Raw genomic sequence first — 18363 nt, 5'->3', positions numbered from 1 at the left:
CGGGAGCCACAAAGCTCCCGGGCCCTTCGCCCTGTCACACTTCGCGCCGCAGATCAGCGACGGTGCCGCGGCCCCTCTTGCGGACGGTCCGCGGCAGCCGCCTCCGGCGCCGACAGCCCCCGCTGCCGCTCGGCCTCCTCGGCCTTCTCCTGCGCTTCCATCTCCGCGAAGACATCGATCGGCGCCGGCGCCTTCACCAGGAACATCCAGGTCAGATACAGCGCCAACAGGAACGGCGGAATCTTCAGGGCCACCAACACCCACCCCAGCTGTGTGGTGTCCGCCCACCAGTACAACGGGAACAAGATCATGCACTTGGCGAGCAGGATCAGCCCCCACGCCCAGCTGGCCTTCGCGTACGCCTTCTTACGCCCCGGATTACGCGTCCGCCACGAAAGGTTCTCCTTGAACACCGGGCCCAGAATCAACCCGATCAACGGAACACCCGCAAGCGTCGTGACGATGTACGCCACCGCCAGCCCCAGCGTGTACAGCATCCCCGGCAGGTAGAAGTCCTTGGCGTTACCGGTCATCATCGCGAAGACCACACCGAACGCCACCCCGAACACCCCACTGAAGGCGTGTTTGACGGTGTCCTTCCGCACCAGCCGCACCGCACACAGCACCAACGACACCGCCAGCGCCGCAATCGCCGAGACGTGCAGATCCTTGTTGACCGTGAAGATCGCGACGAACAGCAGACCCGGCAGCACCGTCTCCACCATGCCGCGCACGCCACCGAACGCCTCGAACAGCGCCGCTTCCGTCACCTGCCTGCCATCGGCACCAGCACCCGCACCGGACTCCAGCGGGGCCCCGCCCACAGGGCGGTCAACAGAAGCGGAAGTGGAAGCCTCAGGGTCAGTGGTCGGTCGGTCGTACGACGTCACCGGCTACTCCTGTCCGAGCGGTCGCAGTTCGTACTTGGGATTGAAGAGCACCCGGCGCCCGTGACTCAACGAGACCCGGCCCGAGGCGATGAGCTTACGGCCCGGCTCGATCCCGACGATGGAACGGCGACCCAGCCACACCACGTCGAGCGCCGCGGAGCCGTCGAACAGCTCCGCCTCCAGCGCGGGCACACCGGCACGCGGCCGCAGCGTGACATGCCGCAGGGTCCCGGAGACCTTCACTATCTGACGGTCATCGCAGTCGCATATCCGCGTACACCCCGTCGCCTGCGCATCCTCCTGCAACTCGGCGGACTGCAGCTCCTCCTCGGAGGACGACAGCCTGTCGAGCATCCGGCGGAACCGGCCGGCCGGCTTCTCGGGTCGGATCCCAGCACTCATAACCCCAGCGTACCGGGGCCCGCGCGGCGTCCCCCGCACCCCGCACCAGCACCCCGCCGCCCGCGTTCACCCCTCGAAACGACGATCCACCCGCACCCCGACCACCAGGCCATCCCCCCCCCCACGACGGCCCCCACCAGCCGCCCTCCCCCGGCCGCCCCGCGTTCACCCCTCGAACCGATACCCCATACCCGGCTCCGTGATGAAGTGCCGCGGGTGCGACGGATCACCCTCCAGCTTCCGCCGCAGCTGCGCCATGTACACCCGCAGGTAATTCGTCTCCGTCCCGTACGACGGCCCCCACACCTCCTGCAACAACTGCTTCTGGCTGACCAGCCGCCCCTGATTACGGACCAGCACCTCCAGCAGATGCCACTCCGTCGGCGTCAGACGAATGTCCCGACCGCCCCGATTGACCTTCTTCGCCGCCAGATCGACCGTGAACCCCTCGGTCTCCACGATCACCTCGTCATCCGCCGGCCCGGTCGGCTCCGCCCGCCGCACCGCCGCCCGCAACCGCGCCAGCAGCTCATCCATCCCGAACGGCTTCGTCACATAGTCGTCCGCCCCCGCATCCAGCGCCTCCACCTTCTCGTCCGACGTCTGCCGCGCGGACAGCACCAAAATCGGCACCCGCGACCAGCCGCGCAGCCCCTTGATGACCTCCACACCGTCCATATCGGGCAGCCCCAGATCCAGGACCACCACATCGGGATGGCGGGCCGCAGCGAGCTTCAGGGCAGTGGCCCCATCAGGGGCGGCATCCACCTCGTACTTGCGCGCCTTCAGGTTGATCACAAGGGCGCGAACGATCTGCGGCTCGTCATCAACCACAAGCACCCGGTTCACTGGCGTTCTCCTCGCGGTGTCGATCGCCGACGGGCAACACCCGCCGACCACGTCGTCAATGCGGCCGGTACCGCCCGGCCGGTGAAATGGCCCCCTCCCGGGCCGCGCGGCGGACACGCACCGTCACCGGAACACAGCCGCATCCCGCCGCAGATACGCCCGCCGTGATCTCGACTCATGTCGTCGCCTGCGCCGGAAGATCAGGACGGACCGGCGCAACACCCGCAGCGGCCCGCAACGTCAGCACCATCGTCATCCCACCCCCCGGAGTATCCTCCGCCGCCAACGTCCCGCCGATCGCCTCCGCGAAACCACGTGCCACGGCCAAACCCAACCCCACCCCGGCACCCCGAGGAGCATCCCCGTACCGCTGGAACGGCTCGAAGATCCGGTCCTTCGCACTGTCCGGCACACCCGGACCCCGGTCCGCGATCCGCAACTCCACCCGGTCACCGAGCGCACTGGCCGACACCAGCACCACCTCACCGTCCGGGCTGTACTTCACGGCGTTCTCCACCAGATTGGCCACCGACCGCTCCAGCAGCCCCGGATCCACCGCCACCATCGGCAGCTCCTCCGGGATGTCCAACGTGACACTGCCCTCCGGAACCCCACCCAGCGCCATCGGCACCACCTCGTCGAGGTCGATCTCCCGAATCAGCGGCGTCACCGTCCCCGTCTGCAACCGGGACATGTCCAGCAGATTCCCCACCAGATGATCGAGCCGGTCAGCACCCGCCTCGATCCCCTCCAGCAGCTCCGCCTCGTCCTCCTCCGACCACGCCACATCGTCCGACCGCAACGACGTCACCGACGCCTTGATGCTCGCCAACGGCGTCCGCAGATCATGACTGACCGCCGCCAACAACGCCGTCCGGATCCGGTTCCCCTCCGCCAGCTCCCGAGCCAGCTCGGCCTCCCCCACCAGCCGCTGCCGATCCAGCACCACCGCGGCCTGCGCGGCGAACGCCGCCAACACCCGACGGTCCTCCGCCGGCAACACCCGACCGGTCAGCGCCAACGCCATGTGGTCACCCACCGGCATGTCCACGTCCGCATCCTCCGGACGCGCCAGCGGCGCCCCACTGCCACCACCCGCGCGCCCCGCGCACGTCCACGGATCCACATCGCTGCGCCGCTCCAGCAACGCCACGGTGTCCATCCCGAACGTCTCCCGCACCCGCTCCAGCAGCGCGTCCAACGTGGTCTCACCACGCAGCACACTCCCCGCCAGGAACGACAGGATCTCCGACTCCGCCCGCAACCGCGCCGCCTGATGCGTCCGCCGGGCAGCCAGATCCACCACCGACGCCACCGACACCGCCACCGCGAAGAAGATCACGATCGCCACGATGTTCTTCGGATCACTGACCGTGAGCGTATGAGTGGGCGGAGTGAAGTAGAAGTTCAACAGCAGCGACCCGACCGCCGCCGACGCCAACGCCGGCAACTGCCCACCGAGCAGCGCCGCCACCACCGTCAGGAACAGGAACAACAACACGTCATTGGCCAGCCCCGGACCGTTCGAGAGCTTGGTGAGCAGCAGCGACAGCAACGTCGGACCACCCACCCCGACCAGCCAGCCGGCGATGATCCGCGCCCGCCCCAGCCGCGCCCCCCGCGCCACCGGCAGCCCCCGGCCCTTGGCGACCTCTTCGTGCGTCACGATGTGCACATCGAGGTCCGGCCCGGATTCCCGGGCCACCGTCGCCCCCACACCCGGCCCGAAGACGTACTGCCACGCCTTACGGCGGCTCGACCCCAGCACGATCTGGGTCGCGTTCACCCCCCGGGCGAACTCCAACAACGCACTCGGTATGTCATCACCGATGACGTGATGAAACGTCCCGCCCAGATCCTCCACCAGCGTCCGCTGATCGGCCAGCTCCTTCGGCGACGCCGAGGTCAACCCGTCACTACGGGCTATGTAGACGGCGAGCACCTCACTGCCCGACCCCTTCGCGGCCATCCGGGCGGCCCGACGGATCAACGTCCGCCCCTCCGGCCCACCAGTCAGCCCGACGACGATCCGCTCCCGCGCCTGCCAGGTCGAACGGATCGAATGCTCCGCCCGGTACTCCTGGAGGTACTCGTCCACCCGGTCGGCCACCCACAGCAGCGCCAGCTCCCGCAGCGCGGTGAGGTTCCCCGGCCGGAAGTAGTTCGACAGCGCCGCATCGACCTTGTCCGACTGGTAGATGTTGCCGTGCGCCATCCGCCGCCGGATCGCCTGCGGCGACATGTCGACCAACTCGATCTGATCGGCCCGCCGAACGATCTCGTCCGGCACCGTCTCGCGCTGCCGCACGCCCGTTATCGACTCGACGACGTCCCCGAGCGACTCCAGGTGCTGGATGTTCACCGTCGAGATCACCGTGATCCCGGCTTCCAGCAACTCCTCGACGTCCTGCCAACGCTTGCCGTTGCGAGACCCCGGAACGTTGGTGTGCGCCAACTCGTCGACCAGCGCCACGGCCGGCTTGCGCTCCAGCACCGCATCGACGTCCATCTCGGTGAACGCCGAACCGCGATACTCCAGCTCCCGCCGCTGGACCTGCTCCAGCCCGTGCAGCATGACTTCCGTACGGGGCCTGCCATGGTGCTCGACGAACGCCACCACGGCGTCCGTACCGCGCTCCACACGCCGGTGTGCCTCGGACAGCATCGCGTACGTCTTGCCGACGCCCGGTGCTGCGCCGAGATATATCCGTAGCTTGCCGCGTGCCATGGCCCCATTGTCTTACGTGAAGGTCGCCCCCACCGGGCTTGACCTGATGCGACCCTACCGACCGTTCACCCCGAAAAACGCCCAGGTAGCGGCTTTCCGCCCGGTCTTGACGCGACTCTGATACAGGGCTACGGGAGGGGCCGATCGGGGGTCGCGGACCCTGCGACACGGGCGCGACACCGCCGCGACGCAGGCACGACTCAGGTGCCGACGCGGGCGCGACACGTATGGCCCGGGCATCCCCGGAGGCGCCCCCGCCGCCGGCACCACGGGCCGTACCGCGGCCGCCCCTTGGTCGACCCCGACCGTCCGTTGGCCCGCCTGTTGGCCGAAACAAAGCCGTCGCTCCCGCCGGTACCCCCTGCGACGATGCCTCCCATGACCCGCACCCCCACCCCCACCCCCGCCGAACGCCCCGCCGGCACGACCGAGGTACGCCTAGCCCACACCGCCGACCTCGACGCCGCCACCCTCACGGCCGCCCGGATCCTCCTCTACGACGTCTTCGACGACATGACCGCCGAAGACTGGGAACACGCGCTCGGCGGCCTGCACGCCCTCGTCCACGAAGAAGGCGAACTGATCGGGCACGCCGCCGTCGTCCAACGCCGACTGCTGCACAACGGCCGGGCACTGCGCTGCGGCTACGTGGAGGGCGTCGGCGTCCGCGCGGACCGCCGCGGACGCGGCCACGGCGCCGCCATGATGGCCGCCCTGGAACGAGTGATCCACAACGCCTACGACCTCGGCGCACTCGGCGCCGCCGACAACGCCGCCACCTTCTACGCCACCCGCGGCTGGCAACTATGGCGCGGCCCCTCCTCCGCCCTCACCCCCGACGGCGTCCAACGCACACCCGACGAGGACGGCGCCCTGTACGTCCTGGCCACGTCGGTGTCGTTGGACCTCGGAGGTGATCTGACGTGTGATTGGCGGGAGGGGGATGTGTGGTGAGGGGGTGGTGGGGTGGCTGGGGTGAGGGGAGAGGATCTCTCGGCTGCCGTTGCCCTTGGGGGGCTCCCCCCGCCCCTCCCCCACCCCGCGCCCCCGGCCCCGCCCCCACGTCACGCCCCTCCTCCTCCGTTCACCCCTCCCCCGCCACCGTGACCACCCCGTCGTCCAGCTCCAGCACCCGGTCGGCGAGGGTGAGGAGGGTGGTGTCGTGTGTGGCGACCAGCGCCGTCACGCGCTCACTGCGGACGACGGCGCGGAGCAGTTCCATCACCTGCAGGCCGGTTTCGGTGTCCAGTTGTCCCGTCGGCTCGTCGGCGATGAGCAGGGCGGGACGGTTGGCGAGGGCACGCGCTATGGCGACGCGTTGCTGTTGGCCGCCGGAGAGCTCCCCGGGACGCTGGGTGGCGTGGTCGGCGAGGCCCACCAGGGACAGCAGGAGTGCGACGCGCGCTTCGCGCTCCCGCGGTGGGACCTTCCGCAGCCTCAGCGGCACCCCGACGTTCTCGGCGGCGCTGAGTATCGGTATCAGTCCGAAGGACTGGAAGACGAAGCCGATGCGGTCGCGGCGCATCGCCAGTAGTTCGTTTTCTCCGAGGTCGGCCAGGGGTGTGCCGTCGACGGTGATCCGTCCGGAGTCCGGGGTGTCCAGGCCGCCGATGAGGTTGAGGAGGGTGGTCTTGCCGGATCCTGAGCGGCCGCGCAGGGCGACCATTTCGCCGTGCGGGATGCGGCACGTCACTCCGCGCAGGGCGTGTACGGCGCCCGCTCCGGTGCCGTAGGTCCGGTGCAGGTCCTCGACGAGGACCATCGTCTCCGCCGGCACTGCGTCGGCGACGGCCGTACCCGCGGTCGTCGTCCCGCCGTTTGTCTCGCTGTTCCCGTTCATGGTGGGTGGTTCCCCCGCTCTGGTCTTAGCTCCTGTGCCGCTGGAGCCCTCCAACTCGCCTTGCATGTCCCACAGTTAGTTTCGCCGGAGGGACAACCGGTTGTCTTCATTGGTGTGTTGTGTGCCCGTTGCGAAACAGTATGAGGATGGGGCGCACGGGCCGGCAATGCCTGTGGATAACTCAGGGAGGGGCAGGTCAGGTGTGGTTCGGCCGGCCCGCGTGCCGTCACGGCCCCGTGTCAGATGTCGCCCTCGGGCCGTGATCCCGGGTGCCTGGGTTCCCCGTGCGGGTTCGCCTGTCAGCAAGGGGTGTCGGTGGTCCGCGGCGCACACCAAGTCATGCAAAGGGGCGGCCCCGGGAAAGGTCATCCCCGGGGCCGCCCTCGTGTGTGACGGTGGTGCACCGCGTGTGGTGTGTCCGTAAGCCGGCGTCCGTCACCGGCGTGTCTGTGCCAGGTCCCGGAGTGCCACGTTCAGGTCCAGGACGTTGACCCCGGGCTCTCCCATGAAGCCCAGTTGGCGTCCCTGGGTGTGGTCCTCGACGAGCTGCTTGACCTTGTCGGCGGGGAGGTGGTTCTCCTTGGCGACGCGGTTAGCCTGGAGGAGTGCGTACTCGGGTGAGATGTCCGGGTCGAGGCCGGAGCCGGAGGAGGTCACGGCGTCGGCCGGTACCTGTGACTCGGGGACGCCGTAGGTGGTGGCGACCCACTGCTTGCGTTCCTTGATGGCCTTGACGAGGTCGGTGTTGGTGGCGCCCAGGTTGGAGGCTCCGGAGACCTGGAGGTCGTACTGGGTGTTGACGCCGTTGGTGCGGTTGCTCCCCAGGCCGGCCGAGGGTCGGGGCTGGAAGTAGCGGAGGTCGGGGATCGGGTTGCCCTTTTTGTCGGTGCCCTTGTCGTAGCGCTGGCCGATGAGGGAGGAGCCGACGACCTTGCCGTGGGAGGTGACCTCGGATCCGTTGGCCTTGCCAGGGAAGGCGGCCTGGGCGACTCCGGTGACCACCAGGGGGTAGATCACGCCGCAGACCACGGTCAGGACGAGCAGGGCGCGCAGGCCCGCTGTCAGCAACCGGGCGGTGTTGCGTACGGAGTTGTTCATGGCGGTCACCCGATTCCGGGGATGAGGGAGATGAGCAGGTCGATGATTTTGATGCCGATGAAGGGTGCGATGAGGCCGCCGAGTCCGTAGACGGCGAGGTTGCGGCGGAGCATCTTGTCGGCGCTGACGGGTCGGTACTGGACGCCCTTGAGGGAGAGCGGCACCAGGGCGACGATGATCAGCGCGTTGAAGATGATCGCGGACAGGATCGCGGTCTGGGAGCTGTGCAGCCGCATGATGTTGAGGGTGTCGAGGCCGGGGTAGGCCACGGCGAACATCGCGGGGATGATCGCGAAGTACTTCGCGACGTCATTGGCGATCGAGAAGGTCGTCAGGGCGCCTCGGGTGATGAGGAGTTGCTTGCCGATCTCGACGATCTCGATGAGCTTCGTCGGGTTGGAGTCCAGGTCCACCATGTTCCCGGCCTCCTTGGCGGCCGAGGTGCCGGTGTTCATGGCGACGCCGACGTCGGCCTGGGCGAGGGCGGGGGCGTCGTTGGTGCCGTCGCCGGTCATGGCGACGAGTTTGCCGCCGGCCTGTTCGCGCTTGATGAGCGCCATCTTGTCTTCGGGCGTGGCTTCGGCGAGGAAGTCGTCGACGCCGGCTTCCTCGGCGATGGCCTTGGCGGTCAGCGGGTTGTCGCCCGTGATCATGACCGTTTTGATGCCCATCTTGCGGAGTTCGGCGAAGCGTTCGCGCATGCCGTCCTTGACGACGTCCTTGAGGTGGATGACGCCGAGGACGCGGGGGCCGCTCTCGTCTTCCAGGGCGACGAGCAGGGGGGTGCCGCCGGCCTGGGAGATGGTGTCGGCGAGTTGCTGGGCGTCGTCGCTGTTGTTGCCGCCGCGTTCCTGGACCCAGGCGAGGACGGAGCCGGTGGCACCCTTGCGGATCTTGCGGCCGTCGACGTCGACGCCGGACATCCGGGTCTGTGCGGTGAACGGGATCCATTCGGCGCCCGTCAACGTGTCGACGCTGAACTCACCCTCGCGCAGTGCGTACTTCTCTTTGGCGAGTTCGACGACGGAGCGCCCTTCGGGGGTTTCGTCGGCGAGTGAGGACAGTTGGGCGGCGTCGGCGAGTTCTTCCTCGGTGGCGCCGTGGACGGGGACGAACTCGGCGGCGCGGCGGTTGCCGTAGGTGATGGTGCCGGTCTTGTCGAGCAGCAATGTCGATACATCGCCTGCTGCTTCGACGGCGCGTCCGGACATGGCGAGGACGTTGCGTTGGACGAGGCGGTCCATTCCGGCGATGCCGATGGCGGAGAGGAGGGCGCCGATGGTGGTGGGGATGAGGCAGACCAGCAGGGCGAGCAGCACGATCATGGGCTGTTCGGCGCCGGCGTAGATGGCGAACGGTTGGAGGGTGACGACGGCCAGCAGGAAGACGATGGTGAGGGACGCGAGGAGGATGTTCAGCGCGATCTCGTTGGGGGTCTTCTGTCGTGCGGCGCCTTCGACGAGGTTGATCATCCGGTCGATGAAGGTCTCGCCGGGCTTCGTCATGATCTTGATGACGATGCGGTCGGAGAGCACCTTGGTGCCGCCGGTGACGGCGGAGCGGTCGCCGCCGGATTCCCGGATGACCGGGGCCGATTCACCGGTGATCGCGGATTCGTCCACCGATGCGACGCCTTCGACGACGTCGCCGTCTCCGGGGATGATGTCTCCGGCTTCGCAGACGACGAGGTCGCCGACGCGGAGTTCGGTGCCGGGTACGCGTTCTTCGTCGGTGCCGTTGAGGCGGCGGGCGACGGTGTCGGTCTTGGCTTTGCGGAGGGTGTCGGCCTGTGCCTTGCCGCGGCCTTCGGCGACGGCTTCGGCGAGGTTGGCGAAGATGACGGTGAGCCAGAGCCAGACGGCGATGGCCCAGCCGAACCAGTCGGCGGGTGAGGCGCAGGCGAATATCGTGGTGAGGACGGAGCCGACCTCGACGACGAACATGACGGGGGATTTGATCATCACCCGTGGGTCGAGTTTGCGCAGGGCGTCCGGCAGTGAGGTGACCAGTTGCTTGGGGTCGAAGAGGCCGCCGCCCACGCGGCCGTCGCCGGACTGGTGGCCGCCGTTGGCGTCCTGTTCTGGAGCGCGGGTCGGTGTGGCGGTGGACATGGAGCCGTGCTCCTCCGGTTTCACGGGGGCGGTCATGACAGGCCCTCCGCCAGCGGCCCGAGGGCGAGTGCCGGGAAGTAGGTCAGACCGGTGATGATCAGGATCGTGCCGACGAGCAGCCCGGCGAAGAGCGGCTTTTCGGTACGGAGGGTGCCCGCGGTCTCGGGGACCGGTTGCTGTTCGGCGAGTGAGCCGGCGAGGGCGAGCACGAACACCATGGGGAGGAAGCGGCCGAGCAGCATGGCCAGGCCGATCGTGGTGTTGTACCAGGGGGTGTTGGCGTTGAGTCCGGCGAAGGCGGAGCCGTTGTTGTTGGCGCCTGAGGTGTAGGCGTAGAGGACTTCGGAGAAGCCGTGGGGTCCGGCGCCGAGTGCCTTGGTGTTGAGCATGGAGCCCAGGGCGTCGGGGAGGACCATGGCGGCGGCGGTGAAGCCGAGTACCAGTGTCGGCGTGATGAGGATGTAGCAGGCGGCGAGTTTGATCTGGCGGGTGCCGATCTTCTTGCCGAGGTATTCGGGGGTGCGGCCGACCATGAGTCCGGCGATGAAGACGGCGATGACGGCCATGACGAGCATGCCGTAGAGGCCGGATCCGACGCCGCCGGGGGCGATTTCGCCGAGCATCATGCCGAGGAGTTGGATGCCGCCGCCGAATGCGGTGAAGGAGGAGTGGAAGGAGTCCACGGCTCCGGTTGAGGTGAGGGTGGTGGCGACGGAGAAGATCGCGGAGGCGCCTACGCCGAACCGGTTTTCCTTGCCTTCCATGGCGGCGCCGGCGGCCTGGAGTGCGGGGCCGCTGTGGGCGAATTCGCTCCACATCATGAGGGCGGTGAAGCCCAGCCAGATGATGGCCATGGTGGCGAGGATGGCGTAGCCCTGCTTCACGTTCCCGACGAGCTTGCCGAAGGTGCGGGTGAGCGCGAAGGGGATGACGAGGATCAGGAAGATCTCGAAGAGGTTGGTGAAGGCGTTGGGGTTCTCGAAGGGGTGGGCGGAGTTGGCGTTGAAGTAGCCGCCGCCGTTGGTTCCGAGTTCCTTGATGACTTCCTGGGAGGCGACGGCGCCGCCGTTGGTCTGTTGGGCGCCGCCCATGAACTGGCCGACTTCGTGGATGCCGGAGAAGTTCTGGAGGGCTCCACAGGCGACGAGGACGAGGGCGCCGATGATGGAGATGGGGATCAGGACGCGGATGGTGCCGCGTACGAGGTCGGCCCAGAAGTTGCCGAGTTCGCCGGTGCGGGAGCGGGCGAAGCCGCGGACGAGGGCGATGGCGACGGCCATGCCGGTGGCGGCGGAGACGAAGTTCTGTACCGCGAGGCCGGCGGTCTGGACGACGTGGCCCATGGCCTGTTCGCCGCTGTAGGACTGCCAGTTGGTGTTGGCGACGAAGGAGGCGGCGGTGTTGAACGCCTGGTCGGGGCTGATCGAGGCGAATCCGAGGGAGAGTGGGAGGTGTCCCTGGAGGCGCTGGAGGAGGTAGAGGAAGAGCACCCCGGCGAGGGAGAAGGCGAGGACTCCGCGGAGGTAGGCGGGCCAGCGCATTTGGGTCTCTGCGTTGGCGCCTATGCAGCGGTAGATGACCTTTTCCACGCGCAGGTGGCGGGGGGAGCTGTAGACGGCGGCCATGTAGTCGCCGAGGGGGCGGTACACCAGGGCGAGCGCTGCGATGAGCGCTGTGAGCTGGAGGACGCCCGCGAGAGCGGGGCTCATGTGGCCCGCTGCGGTGGCAGCTGTCGACACCTCAGAACCTCTCCGGGAAGACGAGGGCGAGGACCAGGTAGCCGAGGAGGGCGACGGCCACGATGAGGCCGACGATGTTCTCGATGGTCACAGCTTCGTCACCCCCTTGGCGACGAGAGCCACCGCAGCGAAGACCGCGAGGGTGACGACGACGAAGGCCACGTCGGCCATCGTTGCTCCTAGATGGGCAGACGGAATGGGACCCCTAGAGCAAAGCGCCGTTCTTCCGCCGCTTGAACGCTGTTGACGCCTCCCTTACGGCCATTAGCGTTCCGTTGACGGTTTTCTTACGCTTCCCGACCTGACCTGCGTAAACACTGAGGGGCCGTACCCCCTGTATGGGAGTACGGCCCCTTGTGACCGTCACGATTGAGCCGCCGCGGTGGCGTTTTGGCACGGTGCGGCCTTGCGCCGTGCCGTGCCGTGGTGGGTCAGCGGATCTCGGTGATCTCCGGTCCGCGTTCCAGGCGCTCCACGCCGCCGCCGAAGCGCGACCCCTGGGCCGGCTCCTGCTGCACGCCGTCGGGCACCATCTGGGCGTCGTCGGGCAGCTTGAGGACGATCGGGTCGCGGGGTGCCATCGGGCCCTCGCCGCGGACGATGACGGTGTCCCGGAAGATGTGCTCCAGTACACCCGCGGCCTGCGGCTGCACCGCGCCCTGTCCGGAGATCACTCCGCGCAGGAACCAGCGCGGGCCGTCGATGCCGACGAAGCGCACGACCTGGACGCCGTTGGTGCCGTCCGGCAGTTGCACGGGTACCTGGGCGCGCAGTTCCCAGCCCAGCGGGCCTTCGGCCTCGTCGATGACGCCGCCCTGCTGCGTGATGCCCGCGGCGATCTCCGCGCGGACCTCGCCCCAGATGCCCTCGTTCTTGGGGGCCGCGAACGCCTGCAGTTGCACGGCGCTGTCCTGGAGGACCACGGTCGCGGCCACGATCGCGTCACCGGCGACCTCGACGCGCAGTTCCATGCCTTCGACACCGGGCACGTAGAGGCCGCCGAGGTCGACCCGGCCCTCGCCGGGCTCCTTGACCTCCGACAGGTCCCAGGGGCCGTCGGGGCGCGGCGCGGGCGGGAGATTGAGCCGCTGTTGCGTCGCGTCGTCCTCGCCGGTCTCCGCCTCGTCGGCGAGCGCCGTGTCCTCGGCCGGCTCTACAGGAGCCTCGTTCTTCTTGCGACGTCCGAACACGTCACTGTCCTTCCCGGTCGTCACCGACCGCTGCGTATTCATTCCCGCCCGTGGAGCCGTCCACCGCCCTGTGACCGCCGGTGGACCCAAATCCCCCCTCGGCCCGCGCCGAGCCGGGAAGTTCCGCCACCTCGTGGAAGCGCACCTTCTCGACCTGCTGGACGACCAATTGGGCGATCCGGTCATACTTCTCGAACCGCACGCTCTCGCGCGGATCCAGATTGACCACGATCACCTTGATCTCTCCACGGTACCCGGCATCGACCGTCCCGGGGGCATTCACCAGCGCCAATCCACAGCGGGCCGCCAGCCCTGAGCGGGGGTGCACGAACGCCGCGTAGCCGTCCGGCAGCGCGATCGAAACGCCGGTGGGGAGAACGGTGCGCTCGCCCGGTGCCAGTTCGGCGGCCTCGGTGGTCACCAGGTCGACTCCGGCGTCGCCTGGGTGTGCGTAGGACGGAACAGGAACGTCCGGGTCCAGCCGGCGCAGGAGTACGTCCACCGGATTCCGTAGCTGACTCACGGGTTCACCTCGAAGGCACGTACGCGCTTGACCTGGTCCGGGTCGGACATCGCCGCCTGGATCTCCTCGGCCCTTCCGTTGTCGATGAAGTGGTCGACCTTGACCTCGATGAACACGGCCTGGGCGCGGACCGCGATCGGGCCGTCCGGGGCGCCTATCCGGCCGGCCGCCGTCGAATAGATCTTCCGGCCGTGCACGGCGGTGACCTGCGCTTCCAGGTGCAGCACCGTGCCCAGGGGCACGGGCGTGACGAAGTCGGTCTCCAGCCGTCCGGTCACCGCGATCACCCGCAGCAGCCAGTTCAACGAGCCGAGCGTCTCATCGAGCGCGGTGGCCAGTACTCCGCCGTGTGCCAGGCCCGGTGCTCCCTGGTGGGCCTCCTTGACGGTGAACTCGGCCGTGACGCGCACGCCGTCGCCGGCTCGGGCTTCCAGGTGCAGCCCGTGGGGCTGGCCCGTGCCGCAGCCGAAGCACCCGTCGTAGTGCGCGCCGAGGAGTTCTCCGGGGGCCGGCGCGTCCGGGTGCCGGACCGGGGCCGTGGCGTCCTCGGGGGGCGTCAGCCGCGTCCTGGGTTGGTCAGTTCCACTCACGAGTGCAGACCCTACCCGCGCGGATAAGGGCCGGATGCCGCCGTGCCAAGCTGGGGGCATGCAGTCGTACGAAGAACGTCTCACCGCGCCCCGCTCCTGGTGGGTGATCGCCGCGCTCCTCGGCGTCGCCTGTGCCCTGATGCTGCTCCCTTTGGGAACGCTCCCGATGCTGGGCGGGCTGATCGGCGGCGCGGCGCTGTCCGCGGTGGCGGTGAGCTCGTACGGCTCGGTGCGGATCCGGGTGGTGGGCGGCGCGCTGATCGCGGGGGAGGCGAAGATCCCGGTGTCGGCACTGGGTGAGGCGCAGGCGCTGGATGCGGCGGAGGCGCTGGCCTGGCGGACGCACAAGGCCGATGCACGGGCCTTCATGCTGCTGCGGAGCTACGTGCCGACGGCGGTGCGGGTGGAGATCGCCGATCCCGAGGATCCGACGCCGTACGCCTATCTGTCGACGCGGGAGCCGGAGCGGCTGGTCGCGGCGCTGGCGTCGGCGCGCGGCTGACCGGTCGGGGCGGGGAGGACGTCCCAGGGGATCTGGCGGCGGCGGAGGTCCGCGCGGATCTTGTCGGCGAGTTTCCTGGTGTCGCGGCGGTTGAGGAACGCGCCGACCGCGGCGCCGACCAGGAACGGCGTGAGGTTGGGCAGGTTGCGCAGAGTGCGCTTCATGACCTGCTGGCGCAGTTCGCGTCTCATCTGCCCGCCGAGTGCGAGGTTCAGCGAGGCGGGTTTGGCGATGTCGATGCCGCGTTCCTGGGTCCAGGACGTCAGGTAGGCGGTGGCGCGCTGGGTGCGGTTCCCCGCCGGCCGCAGGCCGTAGACCTCGTGGAGTTCGGCGATCAGTTTGAGCTCCACCGAGGCGACGCCGGCGACCTCAGCGGCGAGTTCGGCGGGCATGGCGGGCGGGACGGGCAGCATGGCGGCTGCGCCGACGCCCGCGCCTACAGTGGCGGTGCCCGCGCAGGCGCCCGCCACCAACTTGTCGGCGAGTTCCTCGGGGGTCAGTCCGGGGAAGTGTGCGCGCAAGGTGGCGAGGTCGCGTACCGGGATCCTGGGGGCGGTGGCGATGATCCGGTCGGCGATCACGCCGAGCGCGGACCGTACGCCGTCGCGGCCCTTCCTGGCGCCGCGCACGGCCGCGCCCGCGAGCGAGGCCGGGCGGCCTCGCCGCTGAAGTTCACCGGTCGTCCGTTCCTCGAGGAGGGCGGTCGGGTCGGCGGGCACGGGCGCGGTTTCCTCGCGTGATCGTGCGCCGGCCGCCAGACCGTTGCCGCCCTTGTGGCCCTTACGGAACGGGTTCACGCCTGGCACGGCGTAACCGGTCAGGCCGCGCAGTCGCGGCAGATCGGGTTGCCGTTCTTGTCCTCGGCAGCCAGCTGGCTGCGGTGGTGGACCAGGAAGCAGCTCATGCAGGTGAACTCGTCCTGCTGCTTGGGCAGGACGCGGACCGCGAGTTCTTCGTTGGACAGGTCGGCGCCGGGGAGTTCCAGGCCCTCGGCCTGCTCGAACTCGTCGACGTCTACGGCCGAGGCGGACTTGTCGTTCCGCCGCGACTTCAGTTCTTCGATGCTGTCCTCGTTGAGGTCGTCATCGGTCTTGCGTGGAGTGTCGTAATCCGTAGCCATGGTCGCTCTCCCCCTCTGGGTGTCTGCGGTGTCTCAGCGCTCGTAACGCGTGAGAGGCCGGACTTGTGCCCGACCTGAGGCGGAGATTTTGCCTCACATCAAGGTCTGTTACTCAATCGACACCCAACCGCACCCCTGAAGAGGTGATCGGTTTGGATGGCGATCAGGACCGTACACGGTCCGAATGTCGCACCTCGCGCAGCCCATCACGTGTACTTCCCGTGATCAGGGCCCTGGGAAACCCGGATTTTCCCGGCTTTCCACCAGGCATTTCGATCACGGAGGGTAGATGGCCGGAATGGAGCCTCTGTGAGGGATCACACACGGTCAGGGCGGCAGGCGGACCCGCCGAATTCCGCGCAAAGCGAACTCGGCGAAGGATCCCCGGAGAGCCCTCGTTCCGTCAAACCGAAAAGGTCGGCCGGGAACGGACGGAATCGGGGTGTACGGCCGCCGGGCGGACGACTGTACGCGTGGGTAGCCAGGAGTCCCCGGCGGCCCCAGCGGCCCCTCCAGCGGCCACACAGGGGCCCTGTCGCCGGTGTCAGAGCGGCAGCACCACCCGCATGTCGAGTCCGCCGCCTTCGCGTGGTGCGGCGGTGATGGTGCCGTCGTGGGCCCGGACCACCGAGCGGACGATGGACAGGCCCAGGCCGACGCCCTTGTCGCTGCCGGTCCGCTCGGTGCGCAGCCGCCGGAACGGCTCGAAGAGGTTCTCCACCTCATACGCCGGCACCACCGGCCCCGTATTGGAGACCACCAGCACCGCACACCCCGGCTGCGGCTCGGTGGTCACCTCCACCCAGCCCCCCTCGGGCACGTTGTACCGCACCGCGTTCTGCACGAGGTTCAACGCGATCCGCTCCAGCAGCACACCATTGCCCTGCACGAACACCTGCTGCCGCACCCCCCGCAGCGCCACCCCCTTGCCCTGCGCCTCCTCCCGGGTCTGATCCACCGCCTGCGAGGCCACCTCCGACAGATCCACCGGACGCTTGTCCACGATCTTGTTCTCACTACGCGCCAGCAGCAGCAACCCCTCCACCAACTGCTCACTGCGCTCATTGGTCGCCAACAGCGTCCTCCCCAGCTGCTGCACCTCCGCCGAAGCCTCCGGATCGGCCAGCTGCACCTCCAACAACGTCCGATTGATCGCCAACGGCGTCCGCAACTCATGCGACGCGTTCGAAACGAACCGCCGCTGCGACTCAAACGCCCGGTCCAACCGGTCCAACATCTCGTCGAAGGTGTCCGCCAACTCCTTCAGCTCGTCATCCGGACCCCCCAACTCGATCCGCCGGTGCAGATCCGACCCCGCCACCCGCTGCGCGGTCCGCGTGATCCGCCCCAACGGCGACAACACCCGCCCCGCCATCGCATAACCGAACGCGAACGCCACGATCGTCAACCCCAACAACGCCAGCAACGAGCGGTTGAGGAGGTTGTTGAGGGCCACCGCCCGCTGGTGCATCAGGCAGTTGTTGACCGCCTCCTGCAGCAGGGCCCCGGAGGTCTCGGTGGGCAGGTCGCAGATGTCACTGGTGGACTGGAACTTCCCGCCGAGGATCTTCAGCGGCAGTGCGCTGCCGTCGTGCAGAGCGGCCGCGGCCAGCATGTAGATGATCGTGAGCAGCACAATGCCGGCCATCAGGAACATGCCGCCGTACAGCAGCGTGAGCCGTATCCGGATCGTGGGGCGCAGCCACGGGAAGGGCCGGACGTTGACCGGTTTCGGGTCCCAGGCTGGTTTGGGCGGGACCGGTGGCGGTGGCGGTGCGGCCTTGGAGCTGGAGAACGAGGGGAGGGAGGGCATCGGCGGTCAGATCCGGTATCCCGAGCCGGGGACGGTGACGATCACCGCGGGCTCGCCGAGCTTGCGGCGCAGCGTCATGACCGTGACCCGGACGACGTTGGTGAACGGGTCGGTGTTCTCGTCCCAAGCCTTCTCCAGGAGCTGCTCGGCCGAGACAACCGTGCCCTCGCTGCGCATCAGGACCTCCAGGACCGCGAACTCCTTGGGGGCGAGCTGGACCTCCCGGCCGTCGCGGAAGACCTCGCGGCGGTTGGGATCGAGCTTGATCCCGGCGCGCTCCAGGACGGGCGGCAGGGCCACAGTGGTGCGGCGTCCCAGGGCGCGGACCCGGGCGGTCAGCTCGGTGAACGCGAACGGCTTGGGGAGGTAGTCGTCCGCGCCGATCTCCAGGCCCTCGACGCGGTCGCTGACGTCACCGGAGGCGGTGAGCATCAGGACACGGGTGGGCATGCCCAGCTCGACGAGCTTGCGGCAGACGTCGTCGCCGTGGACGAGCGGGAGGTCACGGTCGAGGACGACGACGTCGTAGTCGTTGACCGCGATCCGTTCCAGCGCGGCGGCGCCGTCGTAGACCACGTCGACGGCCATGGCCTCCCGGCGCAGTCCGGTGGCCACAGCATCGGCGAGCAGCTGCTCGTCCTCGACGACGAGAACACGCACGTCGCAGTCCTTCCTTACGGCCCTCGATGAGCAGGGCACACCAACGTTCAGAGCCCTTCCATCCTGCCCCGAAGAGTCATAAACCGGCGGTAAGGGGGGTGCGGAGGGGTGGAAGGCCGGGGCCGGGGCGGCGGGGGCGTGGATTTCCGGGCCGGTTGAGGTTTCCCTGAGGGTGCCTGTGGGGAGGACGACTGCACACCCGCGATCACGCCCTGTATCGGCGTCTTGGCACGCTTCGTTTCTCTCACAGGGACCACGCCGTGATCGACCCACCCGTCGGCACACCCCCGTGCCACCGACCCACGACG

General features: G+C 68.7%; 18 protein-coding genes. 2 read left to right on the top strand and 16 right to left on the bottom strand.

Features of this window, described 5'->3' with window-relative positions; translation table 11 throughout:
• Window positions 1-53: 53 nt before the first annotated feature.
• The 4 genes from ACO0M4_RS05150 to ACO0M4_RS05135 all read right to left on the bottom strand — a co-directional run bounded on the left by ACO0M4_RS05150 (window position 54) and on the right by ACO0M4_RS05135 (window position 4869).
• Window positions 54-890, bottom strand: coding sequence for a DUF3159 domain-containing protein (locus ACO0M4_RS05150; protein WP_430368405.1), 837 nt, complete (start codon window positions 888-890; stop codon window positions 54-56).
• Between the two features lie 3 nt (window positions 891-893).
• Window positions 894-1292 (bottom strand): OB-fold nucleic acid binding domain-containing protein, encoded by a 399-nt coding sequence (locus ACO0M4_RS05145; protein WP_180986023.1) that lies wholly within the window; start codon window positions 1290-1292, stop codon window positions 894-896.
• Window positions 1293-1457: 165 nt separating this feature from the next.
• The gene (locus tag ACO0M4_RS05140) at window positions 1458-2141 is read right to left on the bottom strand and encodes a response regulator (protein WP_016570936.1); all 684 of its coding nucleotides are present in this window, start codon (window positions 2139-2141) and stop codon (window positions 1458-1460) included.
• Between the two features lie 175 nt (window positions 2142-2316).
• A complete protein-coding gene (locus ACO0M4_RS05135; RefSeq protein WP_430368403.1) occupies window positions 2317-4869 on the bottom strand; it encodes a DUF4118 domain-containing protein in 2553 nt (850 codons plus the stop codon).
• Window positions 4870-5247: 378 nt separating this feature from the next.
• Between ACO0M4_RS05135 and ACO0M4_RS05130 the strand changes: the two genes are divergently transcribed.
• Entirely contained in the window at window positions 5248-5823 is a 576-nt protein-coding gene (locus tag ACO0M4_RS05130) for a GNAT family N-acetyltransferase (protein WP_430368402.1), read from the top strand.
• A gap of 130 nt (window positions 5824-5953) precedes the next feature.
• Here the strand turns inward: ACO0M4_RS05130 and ACO0M4_RS05125 are convergent, their stop codons facing one another.
• The 8 genes from ACO0M4_RS05125 to ACO0M4_RS05090 form a co-directional block, all read right to left on the bottom strand.
• The gene (locus tag ACO0M4_RS05125; RefSeq protein WP_430371252.1) at window positions 5954-6631 is read right to left on the bottom strand and encodes an ABC transporter ATP-binding protein; all 678 of its coding nucleotides are present in this window, start codon (window positions 6629-6631) and stop codon (window positions 5954-5956) included.
• A 513-nt stretch (window positions 6632-7144) separates the two neighbouring features.
• The gene (gene kdpC / locus ACO0M4_RS05120; protein WP_430368401.1) at window positions 7145-7807 is read right to left on the bottom strand and encodes a potassium-transporting ATPase subunit KdpC; all 663 of its coding nucleotides are present in this window, start codon (window positions 7805-7807) and stop codon (window positions 7145-7147) included.
• Between the two features lie 5 nt (window positions 7808-7812).
• Window positions 7813-9918: a potassium-transporting ATPase subunit KdpB gene (gene kdpB, locus ACO0M4_RS05115; RefSeq protein WP_430371250.1), complete on the bottom strand. Its 2106-nt coding sequence runs from the start codon at window positions 9916-9918 to the stop codon at window positions 7813-7815.
• A gap of 32 nt (window positions 9919-9950) precedes the next feature.
• Window positions 9951-11627: a potassium-transporting ATPase subunit KdpA gene (gene kdpA, locus ACO0M4_RS05110; protein ID WP_430371249.1), complete on the bottom strand. Its 1677-nt coding sequence runs from the start codon at window positions 11625-11627 to the stop codon at window positions 9951-9953.
• A 31-nt stretch (window positions 11628-11658) separates the two neighbouring features.
• Window positions 11659-11748 (bottom strand): K(+)-transporting ATPase subunit F, encoded by a 90-nt coding sequence (gene kdpF, locus ACO0M4_RS05105; RefSeq protein ID WP_016575741.1) that lies wholly within the window; start codon window positions 11746-11748, stop codon window positions 11659-11661.
• Window positions 11749-12088: 340 nt separating this feature from the next.
• A complete protein-coding gene (locus tag ACO0M4_RS05100; RefSeq protein ID WP_430368399.1) occupies window positions 12089-12847 on the bottom strand; it encodes a DUF3710 domain-containing protein in 759 nt (252 codons plus the stop codon).
• A 1-nt stretch (window position 12848) separates the two neighbouring features.
• A complete protein-coding gene (dut, locus tag ACO0M4_RS05095; RefSeq protein ID WP_390021903.1) occupies window positions 12849-13370 on the bottom strand; it encodes a dUTP diphosphatase in 522 nt (173 codons plus the stop codon).
• Window positions 13367-13960, bottom strand: a complete 594-nt coding sequence (locus ACO0M4_RS05090; protein WP_430368398.1) for a PaaI family thioesterase — start codon at window positions 13958-13960, stop codon at window positions 13367-13369. The genes dut and ACO0M4_RS05090 overlap by 4 nt, the downstream gene beginning before the upstream one ends.
• 58 nt (window positions 13961-14018) lie before the next feature.
• Here ACO0M4_RS05090 and ACO0M4_RS05085 point away from each other — a divergent pair, with 58 nt between their 5' ends.
• Entirely contained in the window at window positions 14019-14462 is a 444-nt protein-coding gene (locus ACO0M4_RS05085) for a DUF3093 domain-containing protein (RefSeq protein WP_430368397.1), read from the top strand.
• Here ACO0M4_RS05085 and ACO0M4_RS05080 read toward each other — a convergent pair.
• The 4 genes from ACO0M4_RS05080 to ACO0M4_RS05065 all read right to left on the bottom strand — a co-directional run bounded on the left by ACO0M4_RS05080 (window position 14402) and on the right by ACO0M4_RS05065 (window position 18055).
• Window positions 14402-15181, bottom strand: a complete 780-nt coding sequence (locus tag ACO0M4_RS05080; RefSeq protein ID WP_430371248.1) for a hypothetical protein — start codon at window positions 15179-15181, stop codon at window positions 14402-14404. The two genes, ACO0M4_RS05085 and ACO0M4_RS05080, sit on opposite strands and share 61 nt — an antisense overlap.
• A 98-nt stretch (window positions 15182-15279) precedes the next feature.
• Window positions 15280-15582, bottom strand: a complete 303-nt coding sequence (locus ACO0M4_RS05075) for a DUF4193 domain-containing protein (protein ID WP_016575747.1) — start codon at window positions 15580-15582, stop codon at window positions 15280-15282.
• 544 nt (window positions 15583-16126) lie between these two features.
• Entirely contained in the window at window positions 16127-17395 is a 1269-nt protein-coding gene (locus tag ACO0M4_RS05070; RefSeq protein ID WP_430368396.1) for a sensor histidine kinase, read from the bottom strand.
• Between the two features lie 6 nt (window positions 17396-17401).
• Window positions 17402-18055, bottom strand: a complete 654-nt coding sequence (locus ACO0M4_RS05065) for a response regulator transcription factor (protein ID WP_016576171.1) — start codon at window positions 18053-18055, stop codon at window positions 17402-17404.
• Window positions 18056-18363 lie beyond the last annotated feature (308 nt).

It is taken from the genome of Streptomyces sp. RGM 3693, from assembly GCF_050471125.1.
GTDB lineage: Bacteria > Actinomycetota > Actinomycetes > Streptomycetales > Streptomycetaceae > Streptomyces.
The sequence above is the reverse complement of the archived record's forward strand: the minus strand, read 5'-3'. Positions and strand labels throughout refer to the sequence as shown.

Excerpts from the sequence above, each read along its gene's own strand:
- ACO0M4_RS05145 (WP_180986023.1), bottom strand. The coding sequence starts at position 1,292 with ATGAGTGCTGGGATCCGACCCGAGAAGCCGGCCGGCCGGTTCCGCCGG.
- ACO0M4_RS05135 (WP_430368403.1), bottom strand. The coding sequence starts at position 4,869 with ATGGCACGCGGCAAGCTACGGATATATCTCGGCGCAGCACCGGGCGTC.
- ACO0M4_RS05130 (WP_430368402.1), top strand. The coding sequence starts at position 5,248 with ATGACCCGCACCCCCACCCCCACCCCCGCCGAACGCCCCGCCGGCACG.
- ACO0M4_RS05125 (WP_430371252.1), bottom strand. The coding sequence starts at position 6,631 with ATGGTCCTCGTCGAGGACCTGCACCGGACCTACGGCACCGGAGCGGGC.
- kdpC (WP_430368401.1), bottom strand. The coding sequence starts at position 7,807 with ATGAACAACTCCGTACGCAACACCGCCCGGTTGCTGACAGCGGGCCTG.
- kdpB (WP_430371250.1), bottom strand. The coding sequence starts at position 9,918 with ATGTCCACCGCCACACCGACCCGCGCTCCAGAACAGGACGCCAACGGC.
- kdpA (WP_430371249.1), bottom strand. The coding sequence starts at position 11,627 with ATGAGCCCCGCTCTCGCGGGCGTCCTCCAGCTCACAGCGCTCATCGCA.
- ACO0M4_RS05085 (WP_430368397.1), top strand. The coding sequence starts at position 14,019 with ATGCAGTCGTACGAAGAACGTCTCACCGCGCCCCGCTCCTGGTGGGTG.
- ACO0M4_RS05075 (WP_016575747.1), bottom strand. The coding sequence starts at position 15,582 with ATGGCTACGGATTACGACACTCCACGCAAGACCGATGACGACCTCAAC.
- ACO0M4_RS05070 (WP_430368396.1), bottom strand. The coding sequence starts at position 17,395 with ATGCCCTCCCTCCCCTCGTTCTCCAGCTCCAAGGCCGCACCGCCACCG.